The following is a 24822-nucleotide window of genomic DNA, read 5'->3' as shown; positions in this document are numbered from 1 at the left end:
GGGGAGGGGAGGACCGGAGGGGAAGACGCCGACGTATCGTGGGTGACATGTCGCTCTCAGGAGAGTATCTGCCCAGCACCAGCGAATGGGCCCGCCAGCAGGCCGAGACGTTCGAGGCCTCGGGAGGCCAGGAATCCGCCGAACTGCGGGGCGTACCCATCATCGTCCTCACCACCGTCGGCGCCAAAACCGGAGGGCTCCGCAAGACCGCCCTCATGCGCGTCGAACACGACGGGAAGTACGCGGTCGTGGCATCCAAGGGTGGGGCTCCCGAGCACCCCGCGTGGTTCTACAACCTCGTGAAGAACCCCCGCGTCGCCCTGCAGGACGGCGATGTGAAGAAGGAGTACGACGCGCACCAGGCCGAAGGGGCCGAGCGCGACGAGTGGTGGGCGCGCGCCGCGTCCGTGTGGCCCGACTACGACGAGTACCAGAAGAAGACCGAGCGCCGCATCGAGGTCTTCGTGTTGGAGCCGGTCGACTGACGGGCTCCGGTGGCTTCGACAGGCTCAGCCACCTCGGGTCGGGCTCAGCCGTCTCGGTTGAGGTCCCTGAGCCTGTCGAAGGGACCGGGTGCGCGGGGGTTGCGGTGGCTTCGACGGGCTCACCCACCTCGGGGGAGGTTCCTGAGCCTGTCGAAGGGACCGGATGCCGCTGGCAAAACCTCACACGAACCCCGCCGCCGCGTGAGAGAAACGTTCGCCGGGGGTAACGCCGGGGCGAGGGCGGGGGAAACCTCGGCTGCCTAGCGTCGGGGCATGGCCCGATCGAACCCCGCAACCGGAACGAAACACGGCGCTGACGCGTCGGCAAACTCCGCCGCGTACCGTGACGGGATGCTCCACCCCGCTCCATCCGGATCCGTCGTGGTCGTGGGTGCCGGGATGGTGGCCCACCGCTTCGTCGAGAGCCTCACCAGCCGCGACACCGACGGCCGCTGGTCGATCACCGTGCTCGGCGACGAAGCCCGCGTCCCCTACGACCGCGTCGGGCTCACCGGCATCTTCAGCGGGAAGACGCCCGACGACCTCACGCTCGACCCCGCCGTGCTCGACCACGAGCGGGTGCGCGTCGAGACCGACGCCCGCGTCACCAAGATCGACCGGGAGAAGCGCACCGTCACCACCGCGGGCGGCTCCACCCACGCGTACGACCGCCTCGTACTCGCCACCGGCTCCTACGCCGCGCGCCTCGCGCTCGACGGCTTCGACCACCGCGGCTGCTTCGTCTACCGCACGCTCGACGACGTCGCCGGCATGCGCGCCTGGGTCGCGAAGCGCTCGGCGCAGCTCGGCCGGCCGCTCCGCGGCGCCGTCGTCGGCGGTGGCCTGCTCGGCCTCGAGGCCGCGGGAGCGCTGCAGGCCGAGGGCGTCTCGCCGTTCGTGCTCCAGTCGAACGAGCGGCTCATGTCGGCGCAGCTCGACCTCGGCGGCGCGAAGGCGCTGCAGCGGCTCATCGAGGCGCGCGGCATCGAGGTGCGCACGCAGTCGGTGACGACCCGGGTGGATGCCGACAAGTCCGGCGCCGTGTGCGGTCTCGAACTGCGCGACGGCACGTGGGAGGCCGTCGACATCGTGGTCTTCACGGTCGGCGTGCGTCCCCGCGACGAGCTCGCCCGCGCGGCGGACCTCGCGGTCGACGCCCGCGGCGGCGTCGTGATCGACGCGGGCTGCGACACGTCCGACCCGGCGATCCTCGCGATCGGCGAGGTCGCGAGCTTCGACGGGCAGTGCATCGGCCTCGTGGCCCCCGGCTACGCCATGGCCGAGGTCGCCGCAACCCGCCTGCTCGGGGGAGAGGCCGCGTTCGACGGCTTCGACACCTCGGCCAAGCTGAAGCTCTCGGGCGTCGAGGTCGCCAGCTTCGGCGACGCGTTCGCCGAGACCCCCAACGCTCTCGACGTCACCTATGCCGACCCCGTGTCGGGCGTCTACAAGAAGCTCGTGCTGAGCGACGACGCGCAGACGCTACTCGGCGGCATCCTGGTCGGCGACGCCTCGGCGTACACCTCGCTCCGCCCGCTCGTCGGCCGAGCGCTCGGCGGAGACCCGGCCGCGTACCTCATGCCGAGCGACCTCGCCCCGGCCCCGCAGGGCGACCTCCCCGCCGACGCGATCGTCTGCTCGTGCAACGGCGTGACAGCGGGAACGGTCCGGGATGCCGTGACCGAGCACAACTGCGCGGATGCCGCCGAGGTCAAGGCGTGCACCAAGGCGGGAGCGGCGTGCGGCTCGTGCTTCACGCTCGTGAAGAAGCTCGTGGCGACGGAGCTGGCGGGATCCGGAAAAGAAGTCTCCAACGGACTGTGCGAGCACTTCTCGTTCACCCGTGCGCAGCTGTTCGACGCGGTGCGCGTCTCGGGGCTCAAGACGTTCACCGCGATCGTCGAGCGCTTCGGCACCGGCCGCGGTTGCGACATCTGCAAGCCCGCGCTCGCGAGCATCCTGGCGAGCCTCTACTCGGAGCACGTGCTCGCGGGCGAGCTCGCGACGATGCAGGACACCAACGACCACGTGATGGCGAACATCCAGCGCGACGGCAGCTACAGCGTCGTCCCGCGCATCCCGGGCGGCGAGATCACGCCCGAGGGACTCGTCGTGATCGGCGAGGTCGCGCGCGACTTCGGCCTCTACACGAAGATCACCGGCGGCCAACGCATCGACCTCTTCGGCGCCCGTCTCGACCAGCTCCCCGACATCTGGAAGCGCCTCGTCGACGCCGGCTTCGAGTCGGGTCACGCGTACGGCAAGTCGCTGCGCACGGTGAAGTCGTGCGTCGGATCGACCTGGTGCCGCTACGGCGTGCAGGACTCCGTCGGCATGGCCGTGCAGCTCGAGCTCCGCTACCGGGGGCTGCGCTCGCCGCACAAACTGAAGTTCGGCGTCTCGGGCTGCGCGCGCGAGTGCGCTGAGGCCCGCGGCAAGGACATCGGCGTGATCGCGACCGAGGCCGGCTGGAACCTCTATGTCGGCGGCAACGGCGGCTTCACCCCGCGGCACGCGGAGCTGTTCGCCGAGGGGCTCGACGACGACGCTCTGCTGCGGGCGATCGACCGGTTCCTGATGTTCTACATCCGCACCGCCGACCGGCTGCAGCGCACGGCGCCGTGGGCCGCGGAGTACGAGGGCGGGCTCGAGGCGCTGAGGGGTGTCGTGTTCGACGACACGCTCGGCATCGCCGAGGACCTCGACCGGGCCATGGCATCCCACATCGACGCCTACGAGGACGAGTGGGCGGCGACCCTCGCCGACCCCGAGAAGCTCAAGCGCTTCCAGAGCTTCGTCAACGCCCCCGAGGTCGCCGACCCCTCTCTCGCCTACGTCGCCGAGCGCGGCCAGGCACGACCCGCCACCGACGAGGAGCGCACGTCGGGCGCGGTCTTCATCGGCGGCACGACGCTGGCGGTGCGCTCATGACGATTCTGGAGACCAGGGACATGGATGCCGAGACCCCGGCCGCCGCGCCCGACCTCGCGCCCGGCGTGGTCCGGGCGGAGGCGTCGGGAGCCGCCGCGGAGGGCTGGACGCGCGTCTGCCGCGTCGACGACCTCCTCGTCGAGCGCGGGGCGGCCGCCCTCATCGACGGACGCCAGATCGCGCTGTTCCGCACATACGACGGCCGCCTCTACGCCACCGACCAGATCGACCCGTTCAGTGGGGCGGCGGTCATGTCGCGCGGCATCGTCGGCGATCGTGCGGGCGTGCCCACGGTGGCATCCCCGATGTACAAGCAGGTCTTCGACCTGCGCACCGGCGCCTGCCTCGACACGCAGGGAAAAGACCCGCAGTCGCTCCGCGTGCATCCCGTCGCCGTGGACGGCGACGTCGTGCTCGTCAAGCTCCAAGGAGACCCCCGATGATCGCTCTCGCAGGACTCGACCTCACCGACCGGCTCGTCGTGTGCGTGGGCGGCGGCTCCGTCGCCGAGCGGCGGATCGCGCGGCTGCGCGCGGCCGGTGCCCGCGTTCGTCTCGTCGCGCCGGTCGTGACCGACGGCCTCGCGGCTCTCGCCGCGGCGGGGGACGTCGAGTGGCACGAACGCCCCTTCGAACCCTGCGACCTCGACGACGCCTGGTTCTGCCACACGGCCACGGGCTCGGCATCCGTCGACGCCGCCGTCGTCGCCGCGGCCGAGGCGCGTCGCGTGTGGTGCGTCAACGCCGGGCACGGGGGCAAGGGCACCGCGCGGCTCGCCGCCGAGACCACGAGCGGCGACGTCATGGTCGGCGTCGTCTCGACTGCGGGCGCCGACCCGCGCCGCACCGTCGCCGTGCGCGACGCCATCGCCCAGCGCCTCGCCGAAGGCGCCCTTCCGCTCCGCCGCCGACGTCGCCCGCTCGTGGGGAGCGTGGCGCTCGTCGGCGGCGGCCCTGGTCCGATCGACCTGATGACTGTGCGCGCTCGCGCGCTGCTCGCCGAGGCCGACGTCGTCGTGCACGACCGCCTCGGTCCCACCGACGTGCTCGCCGAGCTCGGCGACGACGTCGAGCTCGTCGACGTGGGCAAGCGCCCGCAGCACCACCCCGTGCCGCAGGACGAGATCAACGCGATCCTCGTCGACCGGGCGGCGAAGGGCCTGCGCGTGGTGCGGCTGAAGGGTGGCGACCCGTTCGTCTACGGGCGCGGTGGCGAAGAGGTCATCGCGTGCCGGGCCGCCGGCATCCCGGTCGAGGTCGTTCCGGGCATCTCGAGCGCGATCGCCGTGCCGTCCGCGGCGGGGGTGCCGGTGACCCACCGCGGCGTGGCCGGTACCCTGCACGTTGTGAACGGTCAGGAGTCCCCGAGCGAGGCCACCCTCGCGGCCCTCCGTGACGACTCGGCCACCGTCGTCGCGCTGATGGGCGTCAGCGCCCTGCCGCGCTTCGTCGCCGCGGCCCGCGCCGCCGGGGCCCCGAAGGTCGTCCGGTCGCGTTCGTCGAGAACGGGCACACGCCCGCGCAGCGGACGATCCGCACGACGCTCGGAACGGCGATCCAGGATGCCGAGACCCACCGCCTCGCCAACCCCGCGGTCCTGGTGTTCGGCGAGGTCGCCCGGCCCGACCTGCTGCTCCCGGTGGCGGTCGCTCAGAGCGAGGGGGTCGGGTGACGACACCCGCGCGGACGATCAGCACGGTGCTCCAGGGGTGCACCGTGCTGCTTCCCGTCGATCGCCGGTCGGGAGAGCTGTCCGCCGCGCTCGAGCGCCACGGCGCGCGGGTGCGCGTGGCGCCCGCGCTCACGATCGTCCCGCACGTCGACGACGAGGAACTCATCGCGCAGACGCGGGCGCTCGTCGACGACCCGCCCGACGTCGTCGTCGCCACCACGGGTGTCGGATTCCGCGCCTGGATGGAGACGGCCGACGAAGCGGGACTCCACGACGCACTCGCCCCGGTCCTCGATGCCGCGCGGATCGTCGCGCGCGGACCCAAGGCCCGCGGCGCCATCCAGCAGGCGGGATTCGAAGCCGACTGGGTCGCCGAGAGCGAGACGGCGGCCGAACTGCGCGACTTCCTCGTCGCCGAGGGGATCGACGGGCTGCATGTCGCCGTCCAGCACCACGGCTCGGGGGCCGACGGCCTCGACGAAGCGTTCGAAGCCGCGGGGGCGCGCGTGACGAGCCTCACCATCTACCGCTGGGGTCCGCCGCCCGACCCGGAGGTCGTCGCGGCGTCGACGCAGCAGGTCGCGCGCGGAGAGATCGACGCCGTGCTGTTCACCTCGGCGCCCGCGGCCCGCGAGTGGATCGTCGCCGCGGAACGGGCCGACGCGCTCGACGGGGTGGCCTCCCGTGCCGCGCGGGGACACGTGCTGGTCGCCGCCGTCGGCCCCATCACCGCGGGGCCGCTGATCGAGGCGGGGATCCCCCCACTCATCCCCGACCGCGGTCGGCTCGGGGCACTCGTGCGCGCGGTCGTGACGCACTACGGCGGGGCGGACGCCCCGCTGATCCCGACCACGGCCGGGCGTCTCGGCATCCGGTCATCCGGGATCGTGCTCGACGGCGTCTTCACACCCCTGCCCCGCACCGGGGTCGAGATCCTGCGCGCCCTCGGTCGCCAGCCGGGGGCGGTGGTCTCGCGCGCCGACCTGATCGCGGCGCTGTCGAGCGCGGAGGCGAGCGGGCACGCGGTCGAGGTGGCCGTCGCCCGCACGCGCGAGGCGCTGGGCGGGCTCGACCTCATCCGCACCGTGTACAAGCGCGGCTACCGGCTCGACGTGATCGACGAGGAGGACGCATGACCGCTGTGCTCATCGCCTGCGCCCACGGCACGCGGTTCGAGGAGGGACGCGTCGTCGTGCGCGAGCTGCTCGAGGTGCTGCGAGCGACCGCCCCCGAGGGCGTCGAGGTGCACGAGGCCTACGTCGACGTGCACGGGCCGTACGTCACCGACGTCGTCGCGGCCGCCCGCGAACGCACCGACGACATCGTGATCGTGCCGCTGCTGCTGTCGACGGGGTATCACACCGAGGTCGACCTCGTGGAGGCGGCCGGGGGACTTCCCGTGGCCCCCGCCCTCGGCCCCCACCCCGTCCTGGCCGAGATCCTCGTCGACCGCGTGCGCGCGACCGGGGCGGACGCCGGTGACACCGTGGTGCTCGCCGCCGCGGGTTCCACGCGCCCGGGCGCGGTCGTCGATGTCGAGCGCATGGCGGAGCTCATGACGGAGGCCGGAATCGCCGGGCCGGTGGTGACGGCGTACGCCGCGGCATCCGAACCTCGGATCCCGGATGCCGTGCACGCGGCGCGCCAAGCCGGTCAGCGGACCGTCGCGGCGAGCTACGTCCTCGCGCCCGGCCACTTCTCCCGCGTGATCGAGAAGGCGGATGCCGATCTCACCACCGCCCCGATCGGCGCGGACCCGCGGCTCGCGACGGTGGTGTGGGAGCGGTGGGCGGCGGCGCGGGTCTCCTGAGATGCAAGTTCTCCTTGCCTCCGGCAGTACAGGCAAGCTAGCCTTGCCTGCATGACAGCCTCCCGCATCATCCGGGCCACGCGAGGTCTCCTCGCCGCCGCCGCCGCTCTCGGCCTGGTGCTCGTCGGGGTGAGCCTCGTGGTCGGGGCGAGCATCCCCGGGCTGGTCGCCGGGGCGGCGGGCTGGGCACTGGTGCTCGCCGCGATCGTCTGGCTCCTCGTGCGCCGTCGCCAGCGTGCCGAAGCCGCGGCCAGACCGACGTCGTGGCGGCCGGGCGACGACGGATCAGTCCGGTGACGTCGACCGCTTCCGGCGCGCCTGAACGTGACACGGCCCTCGCGGTGGAGCTGTCGCGCCTCGCCGCCGCGGGAACGCCGACGGACCGCGACGAGGACCCCGAGCGTCTCCTCTCCGCCGTTGCCGCGTTCCAGGACATCACGCGTGTCGCCGCCGAGCTGCAGGCCCAGGCGGCGCGCACCGCGCACGATTCCGGCGTGAGCTGGGCGAGAATCGGCGCGCTGCTCGGTGTCTCGCGCCAGGCCGTCCAGCAGCGCTTCGACCCGAATTACGTCGGGACGCCTGTCGGCGCAGCGGTGGGTCGAATCCTCGGACCGGTGACTCGCGCCGAGGAGTTGAGGCACCTCGAGGCCGCGGGAGCACAGGGATGGAAGCTCATCGAAGCCCGCCACGGGGAACATCGACTCGTGCACACCGGCGGCGCGTGGGAGGTGCAGCGCGTGTCGATCCTCACCCCGGGTCCCCTGCCCGCGGTCGGCGACGGGTGGGAGGCGGCGGCGACGCGGTTCCCCGACTGCTTCTACGTGCGGTCTCGCCCAGCGCCGTAGAGCTCCTCGCCGCCGTCAGCTCAGCGCGGATGCGGATCGTGGGCGTGGGTCGGATCGTTAGCGAAGGCGCGCTCGTAGATGTCGTAGACCGCCCCTGCCTTGGCATCGTTGTAGCGGTCCGGTGACGCGGCGGCGTCGAGTTTCGCCGCGGAGTAGCGAGCGGCATCCTCCGGGTGCGCGCGGAGCCACTCGACGAACAGGGCATGCCGGGCGGGTTCGATGGCGCCGGTTTCCCAGACATGCAGGTTGGTGTTGGGCGTCGCAAGCGTGAGATGGCGATGGGCGGAACCCGCCATCTCATCGCGGAAGATCAGCCGGAAGCCGCGTCGCTCGAGATCGGGCAGGTAGCTCTGCTCATCGTCGACCGACGCGACCTCGAGATCGACGTCGACGACGGGTTTCACGAGGAGCCCGGGAACGGCCGTAGACCCGACATGACGCACGCGAAGCGCGCGAGCGCCGAGAGCTTCGCGCACCAGGTCGGCGACGATTTCGAAGGCGCGGTCCCATCCGGCGCGAGAGTGCTGTGGAGGACCGGGCGTGATCTGACGCTGCGCAACGCGCGCGTCCTGCCGAGCGGCGTTCGCGCCCGGAGCGAAGGGCAGCCACAGCGGATGGGTTCGCACGATCCCATGATCGAGGACTTCCGCGGTCACGGAGTGCGGCCTCGCCGCCGCGCCTGAAAGCCGGTCACGACCCGCGCGGGTAGGGTCTCACACGCCCATGCATCGCCTTCTCGTCGCCCTTCTGGCCGCTCTCGACGCCATCCTGGCCGCCGCGGGCGGGATCGCCGTCGTGCTCGCCCCGCTCGCCCTGCTCTGGGTGGCCGGTCTCGGCAGCCCCGACTGGAGCGCGCTCTGGCCCACGACGGCCGCCATCTGGCACCTCGGGCACCTCGTGCCACTCACGGTGACCCTGCCCGACACGTACCTCGCGGCCACGGGCATCGACCCCTCGCTCGCGAGCTTCACCCTGTCGCTCGCGCCGCTGGCGTTCGCCGCGTTCACCGCGCTCTTCGCCGCGCGCTCGGGCGTGCGCGCCGCGGAAGCCGGGGCCGGAATCACGGGGTGGCTGTCGGGCTCGCTCGTCTTCGCCGCGATCGCGAGCGCCGTCGCGCTGACCGGCAACGCCGCGCTCGTGGCATCCGAGACCTGGCTGGCCATCCTGCTGCCCTCGTTGCTGTTCTTCGTCCCGTCGCTGATCGGCGCGATCGTCGGCGCGTGGCGCGTCGGCGACGACGGACCGATCGATGCGCTGCGGGCCCAGCTCTCCCGCCTGCCCGGAACGTGGGGGAGCGTGCCCACGCTCGCGTTCCGCGGCCTCGCGCTGACGACCCTGGGGCTCGTCGGCGTCGGCGGAATCGTCGTGGTGGCGGGGCTCGTCGCGCGCTCGACCCAGGTCATCGGGATCTTCCAGGCGAGCAACGCAGATGCCATCGGCGCGACCGTGATCGCCCTCTGCCAGCTCATGTACCTCCCGACGCTCGTCCTGTGGGCCGTGGCCTTCGTCGCGGGGCCGGGGTTCGCCGTCGGCGCCGACAGCGCTGTCACCCCCGCGGCCACGCAGGTCGGTGCGCTCCCCGGCATCCCGGTGCTCGGCGCGATCCCCGACACGAGCTCGCCGTGGCTGCTCCTGCTGGTGCTCCTCCCCGTCGGCATCGGCGCGCTCGCGGGCTGGATCCTCCGATCCCGGATGCCACTGACCACCGGCCCCGAGCCGGTCGGGCCGCGCCTGGTCCTGGCGATCGCGGTCGCCGCGCTCACCGGCGGGGTCGGCGCGCTCATGGCCGTCGCCTCGACCGGGGCGATCGGGCCCGGTCGCCTCGCGGAGACCGGGCCGCAGCCGGGACCCCTCGCCCTCGCGCTCGGCCTCGAGGTGCTCGTGGGGCTCGCGATCCTGCTGCTCAGCCCGCGCTTCGGCGGCGCGGGCTTCCACGACGTCATCCCGCACACGGACGAGGAGACGCGCGACGAGACGCCCGCCTTCTCGTTCAGCCCCCGCGCGCAGACCCCGTTCGACCGCGACGAGCACGCCACCGGCCCCGCGCCGACCGTCTCGGCGCCCGGAACGGGGATCGCCCACGACGTATGGCCGAGCGCGTACCGCGGGCCCGACGACGCGGATCCGGGCGGAGAGCTCAGCGACGACGAGGTGCGCGCGCGCATCCGCGCCGCGTGGGCGAAGCCGGACGACGGCGGTTCGGCGGGGCGGGGCTGAGTTCGGCGCGACTGTCGGGCCGCGTCAGCGCTGGCGCCGTGGGCCGCGCTGAGGCCGCGCGCCCCGCGGGCAGGGGCTGAGCGTCACGCGCTCGGCGGCCTCGGGTGCACCTGCGTAGACTGACCTCCGTGCTCACGGTCGCCGTTCTCATCTCCGGCACCGGCTCCAACCTCCGCGCCCTGCTCGAGGCGGCTGCCGCCCCCGACTTCCCCGCGCGCGTGGTCGCGGTCGGTGCCGATCGCGAGGCCGACGGCTTCGCCCACGCCGAGCACTTCGGCATCCCGACCTTCCTCGTCCCCTTCAGCGCTTTCGCGACCCGCGAGGAGTGGGGCGCCGAGCTCGGAGCGCAGCTGGCCGTCTGGAACCCCGATCTCGTCGTGCTGAGCGGCATGATGCGCCTGCTGCCCGCCGACCTCGTCGCCGCGTGGGAGCCGCGCATCATCAACACCCACCCGGCGTACCTGCCCGAGTTCCCGGGGGCGCACGGCGTCCGCGACGCTCTCGCCGCGGGGGTCGAGCAGACCGGCGCGAGCGTGATCGTCGTCGATTCCGGCGTCGACACCGGTCCGATCCTCGCCCAGGAGCGCATCCCCGTCCTGCCGGGCGACGACGAGCACGCCCTGCACGAGCGCATCAAGCCCGTCGAACGGCGTCTCCTGATCGACGTCGTGCGGCGCATCGCCGAGGGCGAGCTGGACCTCGCCGCCACGGCATCCCGAACCGCCTGACCCGCTCGACGGGCGCCCGGCCCGTCGTGCATCCGAACCCGTCTCGAGACACAGGAGCCGAAAGCCATGGCCGGACCCCGCCACGACCCCGCCGACTACCGTCCCCGCGACGTCGTCCCGATCCGCCGCGCCCTGGTGTCGGTGAGCGACAAGACCGGCCTCCTCGAGCTCGGCGAGGCGCTCGCCGCCGCCGGTGTCGAGATCGTCTCGACCGGCGGCTCGGCCACCCTGCTGCGTGAGGCCGGGTACGAGGTCACCGACGTCTCGGCCGTCACCGGCTTCCCGGAGTCGCTCGACGGGCGCGTGAAGACCCTGCACCCGAACGTGCACGCGGGGCTGCTCGCCGACCTGCGGCTCGCGTCGCACGAGGCGCAGCTCGGGGATCTCGGCATCCGGCCCTTCGAACTCGTCGTCGTGAACCTCTACCCGTTCGTCGAGACCGTGGCATCCGGAGCCGAGGGCGACGACGTCGTGGAGCAGATCGACATCGGCGGCCCCGCCATGGTGCGCGCGTCGGCGAAGAACCACGCCAACGTCGCGATCGTCGTCTCGCCCGAGTCGTACCCGGCGATCATCGAGGCCCTGCAGACCCAGGGCGGCACGAGCCTCGTGCAGCGCCGCGAACTCGCCGCCCGGGCCTTCTCGCACACCGCCGCGTACGACACCGCGGTGTCGACGTGGTTCGCCGAGGGCACGCTCGGCGACGACATCGACCTGCCCGCGCACCTCACGATCCAGGCCGAGCGCCTGTCGACGCTGCGCTACGGCGAGAACTCGCACCAGCGCGCCGCGATCTACTCGCGCGTGGGCGGTCACGGCATCGCCCAGGCGGAGCAGCTGCAGGGCAAGGAGATGTCGTACAACAACTACGTCGACGCCGACGCGGCCCTGCGCGCGGCCTTCGACATGGTCAAGCCCGCCGTCGCGATCATCAAGCACGCGAACCCCTGCGGGATCGCGGTCGCCGCGCCCAACGCGCTCGACCCGATCGCGTCGGCGCACCTGCGCGCGCACGAGTGCGACCCCGTCTCGGCGTTCGGGGGCGTGATCGCCGCGAACCGCACCGTCACGCTGAAGATGGCCGAGAACCTCCGCGACATCTTTACCGAGGTCATCATCGCGCCCGACTTCGAGCCCGAGGCGCTCGAGGTGTTCAAGCTCAAGAAGAACCTGCGCGTGCTGCGCCTGCCCGCCGACTGGACGCAGGAGCCGATGGACGTGCGCCTCGTCTCGGGCGGCCTGCTGCTGCAGGATGCCGACCGCTTCCCCGACGACATCGAGTCGGTCGCGAAGAACTGGGAGCTCGTCTCGGGTGAGCGCCCCGCCGAGGCCGACATGGAGAGCCTCATCTTCGCGTGGAAGTCGTGCCGCGCGGTGAAGTCGAACGCGATCGTGCTCGCCCAGGGCTCGGCCACCGTCGGCATCGGCATGGGCCAGGTCAACCGCGTCGACTCGTGCCGCCTCGCCGTCGAGCGCGCGGGCGACCGTGCCCACGGCTCGATCGCGGCATCCGATGCCTTCTTCCCCTTCGCCGACGGCCCGCAGGTGCTGATCGACGCGGGGATCTCGGCCATCATCCAGCCCGGCGGATCGGTGCGGGATGCCGAGGTCATCGACGCCGCGCGGGCGGCCGGCGTGACGATGTTCTTCACGGGCGAGCGTCACTTCTTTCACTGACCCGCGGGTCTCCGGCGCCGTCCTGACCTCGGTCGGGGCGGCGCCGCTGCTGTCGCGGCTCGCTGCCCCTCCCCAGCGATAAACGCCGATCCTGCCGAGACACACGGCGTTGCCGCGTGTCTCGGCAGGATGAGCGTTTATCGCGCCGCCGGCGGGGCGCGCCTGAGCGTCCCGGGGCGCGCCTGAGCGTGGTGCCGCGTCACAGCGAGCCGGTGCCGGCGAGGGCGGCGCGTCAGGCGCTCAGCGCGAGGAGCTTCGCGATCGTGTTCGCGTTGCGGGCGGTGCCGATGACGCCGAGGCGTTTCTCGAACCACCCGGCCTGCAGCTTCGACCCGCCGATGCCCTCGGGATAGCGGACGAACACCTCGCGACCGTCGAGCACGGCCTCCTCCGGGATGCCGTCCGGCAGCGTCAGGGTCGGCTCCGCCGGGGGAGCGTCGAGGAACACCGTCTGCACCCAGCGTCCCTCGGCGGCGTCGGCGAAGGGGTTCCGCGCGACGGCGTCGACGAGCTCGGCGTGCGAGCGCACGAGGACGGGGAGGTCGAAACCGAAACCTCCCCGGATGGCGTCGCGCATCGTGGCGGCGATGTCGTCGGGGGAGCGGTCGGCGGCATCCAGGACCACATTCCCCGCGACCTGCAGCGTCTCGACCTCGCCGAGACCCGCGGATGCCAACACCTCGCGCAGCGCGGCCATCTTCATCGCCGTGGGCCCGCCGACCCCGCGGATCAGGGCGACGGTGCGGGGCATGCTGCGACCCTACCGCGGAGGAAGCTCTCCCTCCCGATCCCTGCGAGGTGTGTCCCGGGGGAGTCTCGGGTCAGGCGGAGTCCCGGCCCAGCGTCTCGAGCAGGCGCAGCCAGACCTCGCTGACCGTCGGGTAGGACGGCACCGCGTGCCACAGGCGCTTGACGGGCACCTCGCCCACGATCGCGATGGTCGCCGAGTGCAGCAGCTCGGCGATGTCGGGGCCGACGAAGGTCGCGCCGACGAGCACCCCGCGGTCGAGGTCGACGATCGCTCGCGCCTGACCGACGTACGCGTCGGACTGCTCGCTCGACCCGGCCACGTGGGCGAGGTCGTAGTCGAGCACCTTCGCGTTCAGGCCCCGCTTCTCGGCCGCGGCGGCGGTGAGCCCGACCGACGCCACCTCGGGGTCGGTGAAGGTCACCTGCGGCACGGCGTCGTGATCGGCGGTCGCGACGTGCGCGCCCCACGGGGCATCGTCGACCTCGCTGCCCTGGGCGCGGGCCGCGATCACGTCGCCCGCGGCGCGCGCCTGGTACTTGCCCTGGTGCGTGAGGAGGGCGCGATGGTTCACGTCGCCGACCGCGTACAGCCAGTCCGACCCCGGCACGCGAAGGGTGTCGTCGACCGTGATCCAGTCGCCGGGCGTGAGGCCGACGCTCTCCAGCCCCAGGTCGGTCGTGCGGGGGACCCGGCCGGTCGCCACCAGCACCTCGTCGGCCGTGACGGTGGTGCCGTCGGACACCTCAAGCACCGCGCGCCCGTCGTCATCGCGGTGCGCGGCCGTGGCATCCGTCCCGGTCTTCACCGTGACCCCGCGCTCACGGAGGGACGCGGCGACGAGCTCGCCGGCGAACGGCTCGGTGCCGCCGAGCAGGCCCGAGCGGGCGATGAGCGTGACCTCGGCGCCGAGGCTCGCGAACGCCGTCGCCATCTCGGCGCCGACGACGCCGCCGCCGAGGATCGCGAGGGAGGCGGGGATGCTCTGGACGGCCGTGGCCTCGCGGCTCGTCCACGGCGCGATGTCGGCGAGGCCCGGGATGTCGGGGAGCAGCGCCGCGGAACCGGTGCACACGGCGACCGCGTGACGGGCGACGAGGTCGGTCGTGGTGCCGTCGTCGGCCGTGACCTGCACGGTCTTCTCACCGGTGAGTCGGCCGTGGCCCCGCACGAGGTCGATGCCCGCGCCCTGCAGCCACTCGACCTGGCCGGAGTCGTTCCAGCCGCTCGTCATGGTGTCGCGGCGGCGCAGCACCGCCGCGACGCCGAGGTCACCGGTCACGGCCTGCTTCGCACCGTCGACGTCGCGGGCGGCGCGGAGCGCGGCGCCACTGCGCAGCAGCGCCTTGGACGGCATGCACGCCCAGTAGGAGCACTCGCCCCCGACGAGCTCGGATTCGACGATGACCGCGGTCAGCCCGGCCTGGACGGCTCGGTCGGCCACGTTCTCGCCCACGGGGCCGGCTCCGATGACGATGAGGTCGTACTCGCTGCTCATGCCGCCACGTTATCGAGGACTTCCGACATCGGGGAGGGGTTGCGGGGCCGGTGCCCCCGGGCGCCCCGGCACCGGCGCACCGCCGACGGGACGGGTTGACGCCATCCCTGAACCGGTTTAGGCTCGACGGCACTGAACCGGTTTAGACCGGCCGACCACAACGGAGTGACGGATGCCGAACGACACGCGACCCACGATCGCCGATGTCGCGCAGCGCGCGGGCGTCAGCAAAGGCCTCGTCTCGTTCGCCCTCAACGGGCGCGCCGGTGTCTCGCCCGACACCCGCGAGCGGATCCTCGCCGTCGCGGCCGACATGGGCTGGAGCCCAAGCCTCCGCGCCCGCTCGCTCAGCGTCGGTCGCGCGTTCGCGTGCGGTCTCGTCATCGGGCGCAGCCCGGACGTGATCGCCGCCGACCCCTTCTTCCCGTCGTTCATCGCCGGCGTCGAAGACGAGTTCTCGGTGTCGGGACAGGTGCTCGTGCTCGCCGCGGCCACGCCCGGCCGCCACGAAGCCGAGACCTACCGCGGCCTCGCCGCCGACCGCCGCGTCGACGGCGTCATCCTCTCCGACCTCCGCGCCGACGACCCGCGCATCGGGCTGGTCGCCGACCTCGGCATCGCCGCGGTGACGCTGGGCGTGCCCGACGTCGCCAGTGGCTTCACCTCCGTGTCGGTGGACGACGGGGCCGGCATCCGTCTCGCGGTCGATCACCTGGCCGATCTCGGCCACACCGACATCGCCCACGTCGCGGGCCCGTCCGCCATGCTCCACGGCCGGCACCGCACGGCCGCGTTCGAACGGGCGGCCGAGGCCCGTGACATCCATGCCCGTGTCGTCGAGACCGACTTCAGCGCGGCCGACGGTGCGCGGGCGACCGACGAACTCCTGGATGCCGACACCCCGCCGACCGCGATCGTCTACTCCAACGACAACATGGCGATCGCGGGTCTCGGGCGCGCCCAGCAGCGCGGCCTCCGCGTTCCCGACGACCTGTCGATCACCGGCTTCGACGACGTCGAGATCGGCCGGCACGTCCACCCTGCGCTCACGAGCGTCGCCACGGACGCGCGGGGATGGGGAGCCGCCGCCGCGCGCGCTCTGCTCGCGGCCATCGGAGGTGCCGCCCCCGAGGCCCTGACGCTCCCCGATCCCCGGCTCATCGTGCGCGCCTCGACGAGCCGTCCCCGCGGGGACGTGCCCGACGGCGCACCCCCCACCCCCTGACGCACCCGCGGGCCCCCGCCCGCCTCGAACAAGGAGAAAGACATGCGACGACGCATTCTCGCCACAGCAGTAGCAGCCACCGGCATCCTGGCCCTCTCCGCCTGCAGCGGAGGCGGGGGAGGAGCCTCGGGAATGGATGCCAAGGGCCCGATCACCATCTGGTACTCCAACAACGACGCGGAGATCGCGTGGGGCAAGCAGATGGTGGAGGCCTGGAACGCGGCGAACCCCGACCAGCAGGTCACGGCGCAGGAGATCCCCGCCGGCTCCTCGAGCGAGGAGGTCATCGGCGCCGCGATCACCGCCGGAAACGCCCCGTGCCTGATCTTCAACACCTCGCCCGCGGCCGTGCCGGGCTTCCAGAAGCAGGGTGGGCTCGTGAACCTCTCGGACTTCCCCGATGGCGAGCAGTACATCACCGACCGCAGCGGCGACCTCGCCGACCAGTACCGCTCCGACGACGGCGGTTTCTACCAGCTGCCGTGGAAGAGCAACCCGGTCATGATCTTCTACAACAAGGACCTCTTCGCCAAGGCCGGGCTCGACCCCGAGAACCCGCAGCTGTCCACCTACGACGAGTTCCTCGCCGCGGCGCAGAAGCTCAAGGCGGCGGGCGTCTCGGACTACGCGATCAACCCGGCGCCCACGAGCGAGTTCTTCCAGTCCTGGTTCGACTTCTACCCGCTCTACGCCGCCCAGACCGGCGGGAAGCAGCTCGTCGAAGACGGTAAGGCGACCTTCGACGACGCCGACGGCGAGGCCGTCGCCGACTTCTGGCGCACGATCTACGCCGACCAGCTCGCCGGCAACGAGCAGTACCAGGGCGACGCGTTCGCCGACGGGAAGGCCGCGATGGCGATCGTCGGCCCCTGGGCCGTCTCGGTCTACAAGGACAAGGTGAACTGGGGTGCCGTCCCGGTTCCGACCGAGAAGGGCGTCGCCGCCGACCAGACCTGGACCTTCAGCGACGCCAAGAACGTCGGGCTCTTCACCGCCTGCCAGAACAAGGCGACCGCGTGGGACGTGCTGAAGTTCGCCACGAGCGAGGAGCAGGACGGCGCCTGGCTGAACGAGACGGGCCAGATGCCGCTGCGCAAGGACCTGACGACCACCTACGCCGACTACTTCCAGTCGAACCCCGCGTACGAGCAGTTCGGCGACCAGGCCGCGCGCACCGTCGAGGTGCCCAACGTGCAGAACTCGGTCGAGATCTGGCAGGCGTTCCGCGACGGGTACTCGAAGGCGGTCATCTTCGGCGACGGCGACGTGAAGAGCTTCCTCTCGGATGCCAAGACCCAGATCGATCAGCTCGCGGCGGGGAAGTGACATGACCGTCGATCTCGCCGGCGCGACCGGCCGCACCGGGGGAGACCCCGGCCGGTCCGGTCGCGCCGGGGGAGAGGCGGATGCCGGGAAGAAGCGTCGCCGGCCGTTCGGGGCGCAGCCGCTCGGCATCCTGTTCTCCGCCCCGTATCTGATCTTCGTCGGGGTCGTGTTCGCCTACCCCGTGATCTTCGCGGTGTGGATGTCGTTCCACGACTACTTCTTCACCGCCCCGGGCGCGCAGGTCGACCGGCCGTTCGTCGGGCTCGACAACTACGTCACCGCCCTGACGGATCCGGACGTCTGGCGCGCGTTCGGCAACGTCGGGATCTTCCTGATCATCAACGTGCCGCTGACGGTCGTGCTCTCGATCGTCCTGGCCACGGCGCTGGACCGCGTGGTGCGCGCGCGGACCTTCTTCCGCGTCGCCTTCTACGTGCCGTACGTCACGGCATCCGTCGCCGTCGTCGCGGTGTGGCTGTTCCTGTTCTCGAACACGGGGCTGATCAACAACGTGCTCGGCCCCCTCGCGCCGAACCCGTCGTGGCTCGTCAACTCGGCCCTCGCGATGCCCACCATCGCGCTCTTCGTGACGTGGAAGGGTCTGGGGTTCTACATCCTGCTCTACCTCGCCGCGCTGCAGAACGTGCAGAAGGAGCTCTACGAGTCGGTCGCGGTCGACGGGGGAGGGCGCCTCCGCCAGTTCTTCTCGGTGACCGTGCCGGGCGTGCGGCCCGCGACGTTCCTCGTCGTGCTGCTCTCGACGATCACGGGGGCCAACCTCTTCACCGAGCCCTACCTGCTCACGAGCGGCGGCGGACCCAACGGCGCGTCCACGTCGCCCGTGCTGCTGATCTATCAGAAGGGCATCGAGCAGCAGAACCCCGACGTGGCCGCGGCCATCGGCGTGGTGCTCATCATCTTCGTGCTCGTCATCGCGCTGCTGCAGCGCCGGTTCGTCGGAAGGGAGGAATCGTGAGAAGCAAGATCGTCACGTACGGCGTCCTCACCGTCGGCGCGCTCGCGTTCCTCTTCCCTTTCTATTACATGGTCGTCGGGTCGCTGCAGACGAACCCCGACACCTCGATCGCGGGGGCCTTCCCGCATCCCTCGAACCTCACGACGGAGAACTACACCGCGATCGACGGCCGCATCAATCTGCTGCAGGGGCTGGCCAACTCCGGCATCTTCACCGGCGGCGTGATCCTCGGCACCCTCGTCTTCGGGGTGCTCGCCGGGTACGCGCTGGCGGTGCTGAAATGGCGGGGCCGGTCCGCGACGTTCGCCCTCGTGCTCCTCGTGCAGGTCGTGCCGTTCCAGCTGCTGATGATCCCCCTGTACGTGATGATCGCGCGCGACTACGGCCTCAGCGACAGCTACCTCGGGATGATCCTGCCGTTCTTCATCAACTCCACCGCGGTCGTGATCTTTCGGCAGTACTTCCTGCAGCTGCCGAAGGAGCTCTTCGACGCCGCGCGCATCGACGGCGCGGGGGAGTTCCGTCTGCTGTGGAGCGTCGCGCTGCCGCTGGTGCGACCCGCGCTCCTCACCGCGGTGCTGTTGACGTTCATCGGCCCGTGGAACGAGTTCCTCTGGCCGTTCCTCATCACGAAGGACGCGACGATGCAGCCCCTGGCCGTCTCGCTCGCGAACTTCATCTCCAACATCGCGGCCTCCACCACCAACCCCTTCGGCGCGATGATGGCCGGCGCCGTGGTGCTGGCCGCCCCCGCGGTGGCGCTGTTCCTGATCTTCCAGCGCTACTTCACCTCCAACGACCTCGGATCCGGAGTGAAAGGATGACAATGACCCCCGAATCCCCCGTCCCCTACCGCCTCACGCGCGTCGGGGTGGTGATGACGCCCGAGCCCGGCAACGCCGACGAGGCCGAGGGCGTGCTCAACCCGGCATCCGGTCGCGGACCCGACGGGCAGCTGTATCTGCTGCCTCGTCTGGTCGCCGAGGGCAACGTCTCGCGCGTGGGCCTCGCCCGCGTCGTCGTCGAGGACGGCGTGCCCGTCTCGGTCGAGCGCGAGGGTGTCGTGCTGCAGCCCGACCGCGGCTGGGAGCGCGGCGCCGACAACGCCGGCACCGAAGACCCGCGCACGACGTGGATCGACGCGCTCGGCCTGCACGTCATGACCTACGTCGCCTACGGCCCGCTCGGCCCGCGCACGGCTGTGGCCGTGTCGGAGGACCTGCGCGAGTGGAGACGGCTCGGGCCGGTGCTCTTCCGCTACCAGGACGACCTCGACATGGACCTCAACCTGTTCCACAACAAGGACACGGTGTTCTTCCCCGAGCCCGTCACGGCGCCCGACGGCACCGAGGCCCTCGCGGTGCTGCACCGTCCGATGTGGGACCTGGGCGAGACCAAGCCCGGCCAGGGCGTGCGGGTGCCGGCGGGCGTCGAGGACGAGCGGCAGTCGATCTGGATCAGCTACGTGCCGTTGGCATCCGTCCGCGAGGACCTGTCGAACCTCGCGCTGTGGGAACAGCACCACTTCGTCGCGGGGCCGCAGTTCCCGTTCGAAGAGGTCAAGATCGGAGGCGGCCCGCCGCCCCTGCGCATCCCCGAGGGGTGGCTCGTGCTGCACCACGGGGTGACCGGTGTGATCGACAGCGCCTTCTCGCAGCAGCAGAAGGTGAATTACGCGGCCGGTGCGCTGATCCTGGATGCCGACGACCCCCGCCGCGTGATCGCGCGCACGCCCGAACCGCTCCTGGCCCCCGAAACCGACGACGAGCGCAGCGGCATCGTGCCCAACGTCGTGTTCCCGACCGCGATCGAGGAGATCGACGGTCGCCACTTCGTGTTCTACGGCATGGCCGACTCCAAGATTGGTGTCGCCCTGCTCGAGCGCACGGACTGAACCCCCGCGCCGCGCTCGACGCCGTGACGGCTCGGGCGCGGCGCGGATTCCCCGGGACGCGTGCCCCGTCCCCCTCCCGCCCCGACCTCGGCGGCGGCGGCCGGGGGCCGTGATCTCGACTCATCGAAAGGATCCCCCTCCTCATGAACGCACGATGGAGTGCGCGCATCGCCGCGGCCCTCGGTGCCGTCGCGCTGGCCGTGCCGTTGACCGCGGTGCCGGCGTCGGCCGTGGGCACCGTCGCCCCTGCTCCGGCGCCGGCCCCCGCGTCCGCGCCGCTGGCGAACCTCGACCACCTCGACTTCCTCCTCGGCGAGGCGACCCCGCCTGCCGATGTCGCCGGCCACACGACCTACCGTCTCGACGAGGAACCGACCCTCCTCGCGCCGTGGACCTACGCCGACGCCCGCGACGGCGGCGCGTTCGAACGCGTGGGCGGGGGGCCGCTCGACCCCGCGACCGGCGACTGGGGTCAGGGCGCCTACAACGCCGACGACAACACCCGTGCCGCGGTCGTCTACCTCCGGCACTGGAAGCAGACGGGCGACGCCGACAGCCGGCACAAAGCCTACGAACTGCTGCGGACGGTCGCCTACCACCAGACGACCGACGGCCCCTCGGCAGGCAACGTCGTGCTGTGGATGCAGCCGGACGGCGACCTCAACCCCTCCGCCGAGCCGGTCGAACTGCCCGACCCCTCGGACTCCGGCCCGAGTTACTGGACGGCGCGCACGGTCTGGGCGCTCGGCGAGGGCTACGCGGCCTTCGTCGACGACGATCCCGACTTCGCCGCGTTCCTCAAGGACCGCCTCGCCCTCTCGCGTGGCGCGATCGAACGCGATGTCCTGTCGAAGTACGGGCAGTGGAGCGAGGCCGACGGCAAGCGTGTCCCCGCGTGGCTGATCGTCGACGGGGCGGATGCCTCGGCCGAGGCCGTCCTCGGACTGACCGCCGCCGTGCGCGCCGGCGACGAGTCCTCGGCGACCGCGGCGCGACAGCTGGCCGAGGGCGTCGCCGCGATGGCATCCGGGAACACCCGGGAGTGGCCCTACGGCGCGATCCTCCCGTGGGCGCAGTCGCCCGCGATGTGGCACGCCTGGGGTTCGCAGATGCCCGCGGCGCTCGCCGAGGCGGGGGACCTCTTCGGCGACGACACGCTCGTCGCCCCCGCCATCACGGATGCCACGAGCTTCACCACCACCCTGATGACCGCCGGGGGACCCGACAACGGCTGGTTCCCGAGCCCCACGGACCGCGTGCAGATCGCGTACGGTGCGGACTCGCGCGTGCAATCGCTGTTCGCCCTGGCGGACACGACCGGATCGTCGGTGTTCGCCGAGCTCGCGGGGATGCAGGCCGCGTGGTTCTTCGGCGCGAACCACGCCGGCGCACGGATGTACGACCCCGCGACGGGGGTGACTTTCGACGGCCTGCAACCGGACGGGACCGTGAACCGCAACAGCGGCGCGGAGTCGACCATCCACGGCCTGCTGACCGCGCTTGCGCTCGACGCGCACCCCGAGGTGGCCGCGCGCGCGATGGCGCTGACCTCGGTCGAGAGCCGGGTCGGGCTGTCGTTCATCGAGGCTGAGGATGCCACGCGGACCGATGGGACGATCTCGACACCGACCTCGTGGACCGGGGAATCGAGCTGGTCGGGCGGCGCGCTGACCCTCACCGCGAAGCAGAGCGCGACGTGGGACCTCGGCCCCTCGGACGCCCGTCGGTGGATCGAGCCGGTCGTCTTCGCCGCCCCCGGCGCGACGTCGCAGTCCACCTGGCGCGGGGCGGGGGTGCTGAAGGTCGAGGGCCCTGCGCAGGGCATCTCGCCCACTCCGGGCGCTCTGCTCCCGCACGGGCTGAAGGCGGCGGTGAACGGTTCCGACGTCCGAGTGACGGTGCAGCGCGGGGAGCTCGTGCTCGATGGGCTTCTCGTGCGTCCCTGGATCTCGCGGTTGGTGCTGGGCGGCGAGGCCCGGAGCGAACTCGTGCACTCGAGCGCGATCGCCCCGCAGCGCACGACGATCGGCGCGGACGGCGTCTCCACGAACGTGAAGGTGTATGACGCGTCGGGCTCCCTCGTACGGACGACCTCCGCGTCCGGGGTTGTGACGGTCGTCATCCCCGCGGGTGGGGTGGCGATCGCGGAGGGCTGAGGCGCGCGGTGCGGTCGGTCCGGTCGCGTCGCGTCCCGTCTCCGGGGCGGGGCGGGGCGGGTGGGGCCGCGCGCGTTCGCGCCCCGCGCGGGCGTGCCGCGCGCGTGCGTGCCCGGTGGCACCGCGCGCGCGTGCGCGGGGCACTGAGTGTCCAAGACACCCGGGCGGATTTCTTTCGGCTCCGGGTGTTTTGGACACTCGACGGCGATGATCGCCCCGCCGCACGGCCGTGTCCGATTTCCGCCAGCCGATGTCGGAGGTCGGTGGCAGGGTGGATGCCATGACCCTCCGCCCCCTCGACGCCCCGGCCGCGCCCGCTCCGGGTTTCACCGAGCGCTACCGCGTGATCCAGTCGCGCGACCGGCGCTTCGACGGGCAATTCGTCACGGCCGTGCGATCGACGGGCATCTACTGCCGGCCGAGTTGCCCCGCGCGCACGCCGAAAGAGGCGAACGTGACGTTCTACGCCACCTCTGCCGCGGCGCACGAGGCGGGCTACCGCGCCTGCAAGCGGTGTCTCCCCGAGGCCGCGCCGGGCTCCCCGCTGTGGGACGTGCGCGGCGACGTCGCCGCGCGCGCGATGCGACTCATCGCCGACGGGGTGGTCGATCGCGAGGGCGTGCCGGGCCTCGCGCGGCGTCTCGGGTACTCGCCGCGTCACCTCACCCGCGTGCTCACCACCGAACTCGGGGCAGGCCCGCTCGCCCTCGCCCGCGCCCACCGGGCGCACACCGCACGAACACTGCTGGTCGGCACCGACCTCTCATCGGCCGACGTCGCCTTCTCCGCCGGGTTCTCCAGCATTCGTCAGTTCACCGAGACGATCGGAGAGGTGTTCGGGATGCCACCGCGCGAGCTGCGCGCGCGGCGATCGCGCGCGTCGGGCGGCGAGGCATCCGCCGGTGAGATCGACCTCGCCCTGCCCGTCCGTGGCCCGATCGACACCACGGGCCTCTTCGGCTGGATGCGGGCGCACGCGATCCCCGGCGTCGAGGTCGGCGACGACCGGTCGTTCGCCCGGGTCGTGCGCCTGCCCGGCGGGCCGGCCTGGTTCGAGGTGCGCCTCGCCGACGACGGCCGGCTGCGACTCCGCGCACGGCTCACCGCCCTCGCCGACCTGGGCACCCTCATTGCGCGGGTGCGGCGCCTCTTCGACCTCGACGCCGATCCGCTGGCCGTCGACGCCGAACTGTCCCGGCATCCCGAGCTCGCCTCCGCCGTGGCAGCGATCCCCGGTGTCCGTGTGCCCGGGGCGATCGACGCGGGCGAGATGCTCCTGCGCGCGATGATCGGCCAGCAGATCAGCGTGGCCTCCGCCCGCACGATGCAGGGGCGGTTGACCGCCGAGCTCGGCGAGCAGGTCACGATCGGCCCCGCGCCCCTGACTCTGTTTCCGGATGCCGCGGCGATCGCCGATCGAGGGCTCGAGGTGCTGCGCGGTCCCGGTGCGCGGATGCGCGCGATCGTCGGAGCGGCCCAGGCCCTCGCCGACGGCTCCCTCGCCCTCGGGCCGGGCGACGACGGCGTCGAGCAGCGCCAGCGGCTCCTCGCGCTCCCAGGGGTCGGTCCGTGGACCGCCGACTACGTGCGCATGAGGGTTCTCGGCGATCCCGACGTCCTTCTCCCCGGCGACGTCGCCGCCCGGGCGGGGGCGGCGGCCCTCGGTCTCCCGTCCGACCCGGCGGCCTTCACGGAGTGGTCCGCGCGCCTGGCTCCGTGGCGCAGCTACGCCATGGCCCACTACTGGTACGCCGCTCCCGTGACCCAGGCCTGGCGGGTGTCGGGTGCCGAGACCGCCGCGGCTGCCGCGGTGCGGCGACCGGAGAAGGTCGCCGCTCGGCGTCGCTCGTCCGCTTGTTCTGACGCCACGGACGCTCCGCCGTCCCTCCCCACCCCACCCGAAAGCGAGCCCCGCCGATGAGCACCTCCACCCTGCAGTTCCTCGAGACGCCCGACGGCCCCTTCGCGATCCTCGCGGACGCCGACCACAGGGTTCTGGTCTCGGGCTGGACGTCCGACCCCGCGGCGGTGCTCGCCCGACTCCGCCCCGAGAGGCGTCCCGACGAGATCGTCGACGGAGAGACCCGTGCGGCGGACGCCGTGCGCGCGTACTACGACGGCGACCTCGCCGCGATCGACGCGGTCGAGGTCCGGCAGTTCGGCACGCCCCTGCAGCGCGCAGGGTGGGAGGCTCTGCGCCGCATCGCGCCCGGGGCGCCGCTGACCTACACCGGGTTCGCCGCGGCGCTGGGCTCTCCCGCGGCCGTGCGGGCGGCGGCATCCATCTGCGCCCGCAATGCCCCGGCCCTGTTCGTGCCCTGCCATCGCGTGCTGCGCGGCGACGGCACGATGGGGGGATTCGCCTGGGGGACCGAGGTCAAGAGGAGTCTGCTGGAGCGCGAGGCGGCGTGAGGGACGATCGTCGGGCAAGGACTCTGCGGGAACCCGCTCTTGCCCTCAGCCTTCTCTCAGGGATATCCTGAAGGGCTGTCACGCCCCCGGGCAGCTTCCGCTCACCCCAAGGAGGATGCCATGGACCACATCGACGCCCCCGTCGCCCGTGTCGCTGCGCCCTCCGTCTTTTCCGCGCGTCCTCACGGGCGCCACTAGGGCCTTCCGCCGGCGCTCGAGCGCC

Annotated in this window: 22 protein-coding genes and 1 pseudogene; 19 read left to right on the top strand and 4 right to left on the bottom strand. The window is 72.4% G+C overall.

The window, feature by feature from the left end:
• Positions 1-47 precede the first annotated feature (47 nt).
• The 4 genes and pseudogenes from MTES_RS03500 to cobA form a co-directional block, all read left to right on the top strand.
• Positions 48-485, top strand: a complete 438-nt coding sequence (locus MTES_RS03500; protein ID WP_013583805.1) for a nitroreductase family deazaflavin-dependent oxidoreductase — start codon at positions 48-50, stop codon at positions 483-485.
• A 351-nt stretch (positions 486-836) separates the two neighbouring features.
• On the top strand, positions 837-3416 hold the full coding sequence (nirB, locus tag MTES_RS03495) for a nitrite reductase large subunit NirB (protein WP_043362039.1): 2580 nt from the start codon (positions 837-839) through the stop codon (positions 3414-3416).
• A complete protein-coding gene (gene nirD, locus MTES_RS03490) occupies positions 3413-3859 on the top strand; it encodes a nitrite reductase small subunit NirD (RefSeq protein WP_013583803.1) in 447 nt (148 codons plus the stop codon). The genes nirB and nirD overlap by 4 nt, the downstream gene beginning before the upstream one ends.
• Positions 3856-4836: pseudogene (cobA, locus tag MTES_RS18775) on the top strand (uroporphyrinogen-III C-methyltransferase); the annotation flags it as partial. The gene nirD and the pseudogene cobA, both read left to right, overlap by 4 nt.
• Here the strand turns inward: cobA and MTES_RS20020 are convergent.
• Positions 4770-5093 carry a hypothetical protein gene (locus MTES_RS20020; RefSeq protein ID WP_013583802.1) on the bottom strand — a complete coding sequence of 108 codons (324 nt, stop codon included), beginning with the start codon at positions 5091-5093 and terminating at the stop codon, positions 4770-4772. The pseudogene cobA and the gene MTES_RS20020 sit on opposite strands and share 67 nt — an antisense overlap.
• Here MTES_RS20020 and MTES_RS03480 point away from each other — a divergent pair.
• The 4 genes from MTES_RS03480 to MTES_RS03465 are packed head-to-tail and all read left to right on the top strand — an operon-like array spanning position 5084 to position 7742.
• Positions 5084-6223 (top strand): uroporphyrinogen-III synthase, encoded by a 1140-nt coding sequence (locus MTES_RS03480; protein ID WP_013583801.1) that lies wholly within the window; start codon positions 5084-5086, stop codon positions 6221-6223. The two genes, MTES_RS20020 and MTES_RS03480, sit on opposite strands and share 10 nt — an antisense overlap.
• The gene (locus MTES_RS03475; protein WP_013583800.1) at positions 6220-6897 is read left to right on the top strand and encodes a sirohydrochlorin chelatase; all 678 of its coding nucleotides are present in this window, start codon (positions 6220-6222) and stop codon (positions 6895-6897) included. The genes MTES_RS03480 and MTES_RS03475 overlap by 4 nt, the downstream gene beginning before the upstream one ends.
• Before the next feature lie 51 nt (positions 6898-6948).
• The gene (locus MTES_RS03470) at positions 6949-7194 is read left to right on the top strand and encodes a hypothetical protein (protein WP_013583799.1); all 246 of its coding nucleotides are present in this window, start codon (positions 6949-6951) and stop codon (positions 7192-7194) included.
• Positions 7191-7742 (top strand): hypothetical protein, encoded by a 552-nt coding sequence (locus tag MTES_RS03465; RefSeq protein WP_013583798.1) that lies wholly within the window; start codon positions 7191-7193, stop codon positions 7740-7742. The genes MTES_RS03470 and MTES_RS03465 overlap by 4 nt, the downstream gene beginning before the upstream one ends.
• Positions 7743-7762: 20 nt before the next feature.
• Here the strand turns inward: MTES_RS03465 and MTES_RS18340 are convergent, their stop codons facing one another.
• Positions 7763-8398 carry a GrpB family protein gene (locus MTES_RS18340; RefSeq protein ID WP_013583797.1) on the bottom strand — a complete coding sequence of 212 codons (636 nt, stop codon included), beginning with the start codon at positions 8396-8398 and terminating at the stop codon, positions 7763-7765.
• A gap of 67 nt (positions 8399-8465) precedes the next feature.
• Here MTES_RS18340 and MTES_RS03455 point away from each other — a divergent pair, with 67 nt between their 5' ends.
• From MTES_RS03455 to purH, 3 genes are all read left to right on the top strand, one after another.
• Positions 8466-9959 carry a DUF6350 family protein gene (locus MTES_RS03455; protein ID WP_013583796.1) on the top strand — a complete coding sequence of 498 codons (1494 nt, stop codon included), beginning with the start codon at positions 8466-8468 and terminating at the stop codon, positions 9957-9959.
• Positions 9960-10087: 128 nt separating this feature from the next.
• Entirely contained in the window at positions 10088-10687 is a 600-nt protein-coding gene (purN, locus tag MTES_RS03450; protein WP_043360963.1) for a phosphoribosylglycinamide formyltransferase, read from the top strand.
• Between the two features lie 66 nt (positions 10688-10753).
• Complete coding sequence (gene purH / locus MTES_RS03445; protein WP_013583794.1) at positions 10754-12364, top strand: bifunctional phosphoribosylaminoimidazolecarboxamide formyltransferase/IMP cyclohydrolase; 1611 nt, start codon at positions 10754-10756, stop codon at positions 12362-12364.
• 232 nt (positions 12365-12596) lie between these two features.
• On the opposite strand, the gene MTES_RS03440 is transcribed toward purH, so the two are convergent.
• Both MTES_RS03440 and MTES_RS03435 read right to left on the bottom strand, forming a co-directional pair.
• Positions 12597-13115 (bottom strand): DUF1697 domain-containing protein, encoded by a 519-nt coding sequence (locus MTES_RS03440; protein ID WP_013583793.1) that lies wholly within the window; start codon positions 13113-13115, stop codon positions 12597-12599.
• Positions 13116-13185: 70 nt separating this feature from the next.
• Complete coding sequence (locus MTES_RS03435; protein ID WP_013583792.1) at positions 13186-14610, bottom strand: dihydrolipoyl dehydrogenase family protein; 1425 nt, start codon at positions 14608-14610, stop codon at positions 13186-13188.
• A 172-nt stretch (positions 14611-14782) separates the two neighbouring features.
• Here MTES_RS03435 and MTES_RS03430 point away from each other — a divergent pair, with 172 nt between their 5' ends.
• The 8 genes from MTES_RS03430 to MTES_RS03395 all read left to right on the top strand — a co-directional run bounded on the left by MTES_RS03430 (position 14783) and on the right by MTES_RS03395 (position 24599).
• The gene (locus tag MTES_RS03430) at positions 14783-15835 is read left to right on the top strand and encodes a LacI family DNA-binding transcriptional regulator (RefSeq protein WP_013583791.1); all 1053 of its coding nucleotides are present in this window, start codon (positions 14783-14785) and stop codon (positions 15833-15835) included.
• 42 nt (positions 15836-15877) lie between these two features.
• Entirely contained in the window at positions 15878-17161 is a 1284-nt protein-coding gene (locus tag MTES_RS03425; protein WP_013583790.1) for an extracellular solute-binding protein, read from the top strand.
• Position 17162: 1 nt separating this feature from the next.
• A complete protein-coding gene (locus MTES_RS03420; RefSeq protein ID WP_013583789.1) occupies positions 17163-18137 on the top strand; it encodes a carbohydrate ABC transporter permease in 975 nt (324 codons plus the stop codon).
• Positions 18134-18961 carry a carbohydrate ABC transporter permease gene (locus tag MTES_RS03415; protein WP_013583788.1) on the top strand — a complete coding sequence of 276 codons (828 nt, stop codon included), beginning with the start codon at positions 18134-18136 and terminating at the stop codon, positions 18959-18961. The genes MTES_RS03420 and MTES_RS03415 overlap by 4 nt, the downstream gene beginning before the upstream one ends.
• A gap of 2 nt (positions 18962-18963) precedes the next feature.
• The gene (locus MTES_RS03410) at positions 18964-20031 is read left to right on the top strand and encodes a glycosidase (protein ID WP_013583787.1); all 1068 of its coding nucleotides are present in this window, start codon (positions 18964-18966) and stop codon (positions 20029-20031) included.
• A 143-nt stretch (positions 20032-20174) separates the two neighbouring features.
• Complete coding sequence (locus MTES_RS03405; RefSeq protein WP_013583786.1) at positions 20175-22187, top strand: hypothetical protein; 2013 nt, start codon at positions 20175-20177, stop codon at positions 22185-22187.
• 280 nt (positions 22188-22467) lie between these two features.
• Complete coding sequence (locus MTES_RS03400) at positions 22468-24108, top strand: AlkA N-terminal domain-containing protein (RefSeq protein ID WP_043360958.1); 1641 nt, start codon at positions 22468-22470, stop codon at positions 24106-24108.
• Positions 24105-24599 (top strand): methylated-DNA--[protein]-cysteine S-methyltransferase, encoded by a 495-nt coding sequence (locus tag MTES_RS03395; RefSeq protein WP_013583784.1) that lies wholly within the window; start codon positions 24105-24107, stop codon positions 24597-24599. Before MTES_RS03400 ends, MTES_RS03395 begins: the two co-directional genes overlap by 4 nt.
• The last annotated feature ends 223 nt before the right edge of the window (positions 24600-24822 follow it).

The sequence above is a fragment of the Microbacterium testaceum StLB037 genome (genome assembly GCF_000202635.1).
GTDB lineage: Bacteria > Actinomycetota > Actinomycetes > Actinomycetales > Microbacteriaceae > Microbacterium > Microbacterium testaceum_F.
The sequence above is the reverse complement of the archived record's forward strand: the minus strand, read 5'-3'. Positions and strand labels throughout refer to the sequence as shown.

What these genes read in the sequence shown, in the direction of transcription:
- purH (WP_013583794.1), top strand. Translation starts at nt 10,754, where the DNA reads ATGGCCGGACCCCGCCACGACCCCGCCGACTACCGTCCCCGCGACGTC.
- nirD (WP_013583803.1), top strand. Translation starts at nt 3,413, where the DNA reads ATGACGATTCTGGAGACCAGGGACATGGATGCCGAGACCCCGGCCGCC.
- MTES_RS03475 (WP_013583800.1), top strand. Translation starts at nt 6,220, where the DNA reads ATGACCGCTGTGCTCATCGCCTGCGCCCACGGCACGCGGTTCGAGGAG.
- MTES_RS03455 (WP_013583796.1), top strand. Translation starts at nt 8,466, where the DNA reads ATGCATCGCCTTCTCGTCGCCCTTCTGGCCGCTCTCGACGCCATCCTG.
- MTES_RS03395 (WP_013583784.1), top strand. Translation starts at nt 24,105, where the DNA reads ATGAGCACCTCCACCCTGCAGTTCCTCGAGACGCCCGACGGCCCCTTC.
- MTES_RS03400 (WP_043360958.1), top strand. Translation starts at nt 22,468, where the DNA reads ATGACCCTCCGCCCCCTCGACGCCCCGGCCGCGCCCGCTCCGGGTTTC.
- MTES_RS03470 (WP_013583799.1), top strand. Translation starts at nt 6,949, where the DNA reads ATGACAGCCTCCCGCATCATCCGGGCCACGCGAGGTCTCCTCGCCGCC.
- MTES_RS03420 (WP_013583789.1), top strand. Translation starts at nt 17,163, where the DNA reads ATGACCGTCGATCTCGCCGGCGCGACCGGCCGCACCGGGGGAGACCCC.
- MTES_RS03410 (WP_013583787.1), top strand. Translation starts at nt 18,964, where the DNA reads ATGACCCCCGAATCCCCCGTCCCCTACCGCCTCACGCGCGTCGGGGTG.
- MTES_RS03440 (WP_013583793.1), bottom strand. Translation starts at nt 13,115, where the DNA reads ATGCCCCGCACCGTCGCCCTGATCCGCGGGGTCGGCGGGCCCACGGCG.
- MTES_RS03435 (WP_013583792.1), bottom strand. Translation starts at nt 14,610, where the DNA reads ATGAGCAGCGAGTACGACCTCATCGTCATCGGAGCCGGCCCCGTGGGC.
- MTES_RS03425 (WP_013583790.1), top strand. Translation starts at nt 15,878, where the DNA reads ATGCGACGACGCATTCTCGCCACAGCAGTAGCAGCCACCGGCATCCTG.
- nirB (WP_043362039.1), top strand. Translation starts at nt 837, where the DNA reads ATGCTCCACCCCGCTCCATCCGGATCCGTCGTGGTCGTGGGTGCCGGG.
- MTES_RS03405 (WP_013583786.1), top strand. Translation starts at nt 20,175, where the DNA reads ATGAACGCACGATGGAGTGCGCGCATCGCCGCGGCCCTCGGTGCCGTC.
- MTES_RS03500 (WP_013583805.1), top strand. Translation starts at nt 48, where the DNA reads ATGTCGCTCTCAGGAGAGTATCTGCCCAGCACCAGCGAATGGGCCCGC.
- MTES_RS03430 (WP_013583791.1), top strand. Translation starts at nt 14,783, where the DNA reads ATGCCGAACGACACGCGACCCACGATCGCCGATGTCGCGCAGCGCGCG.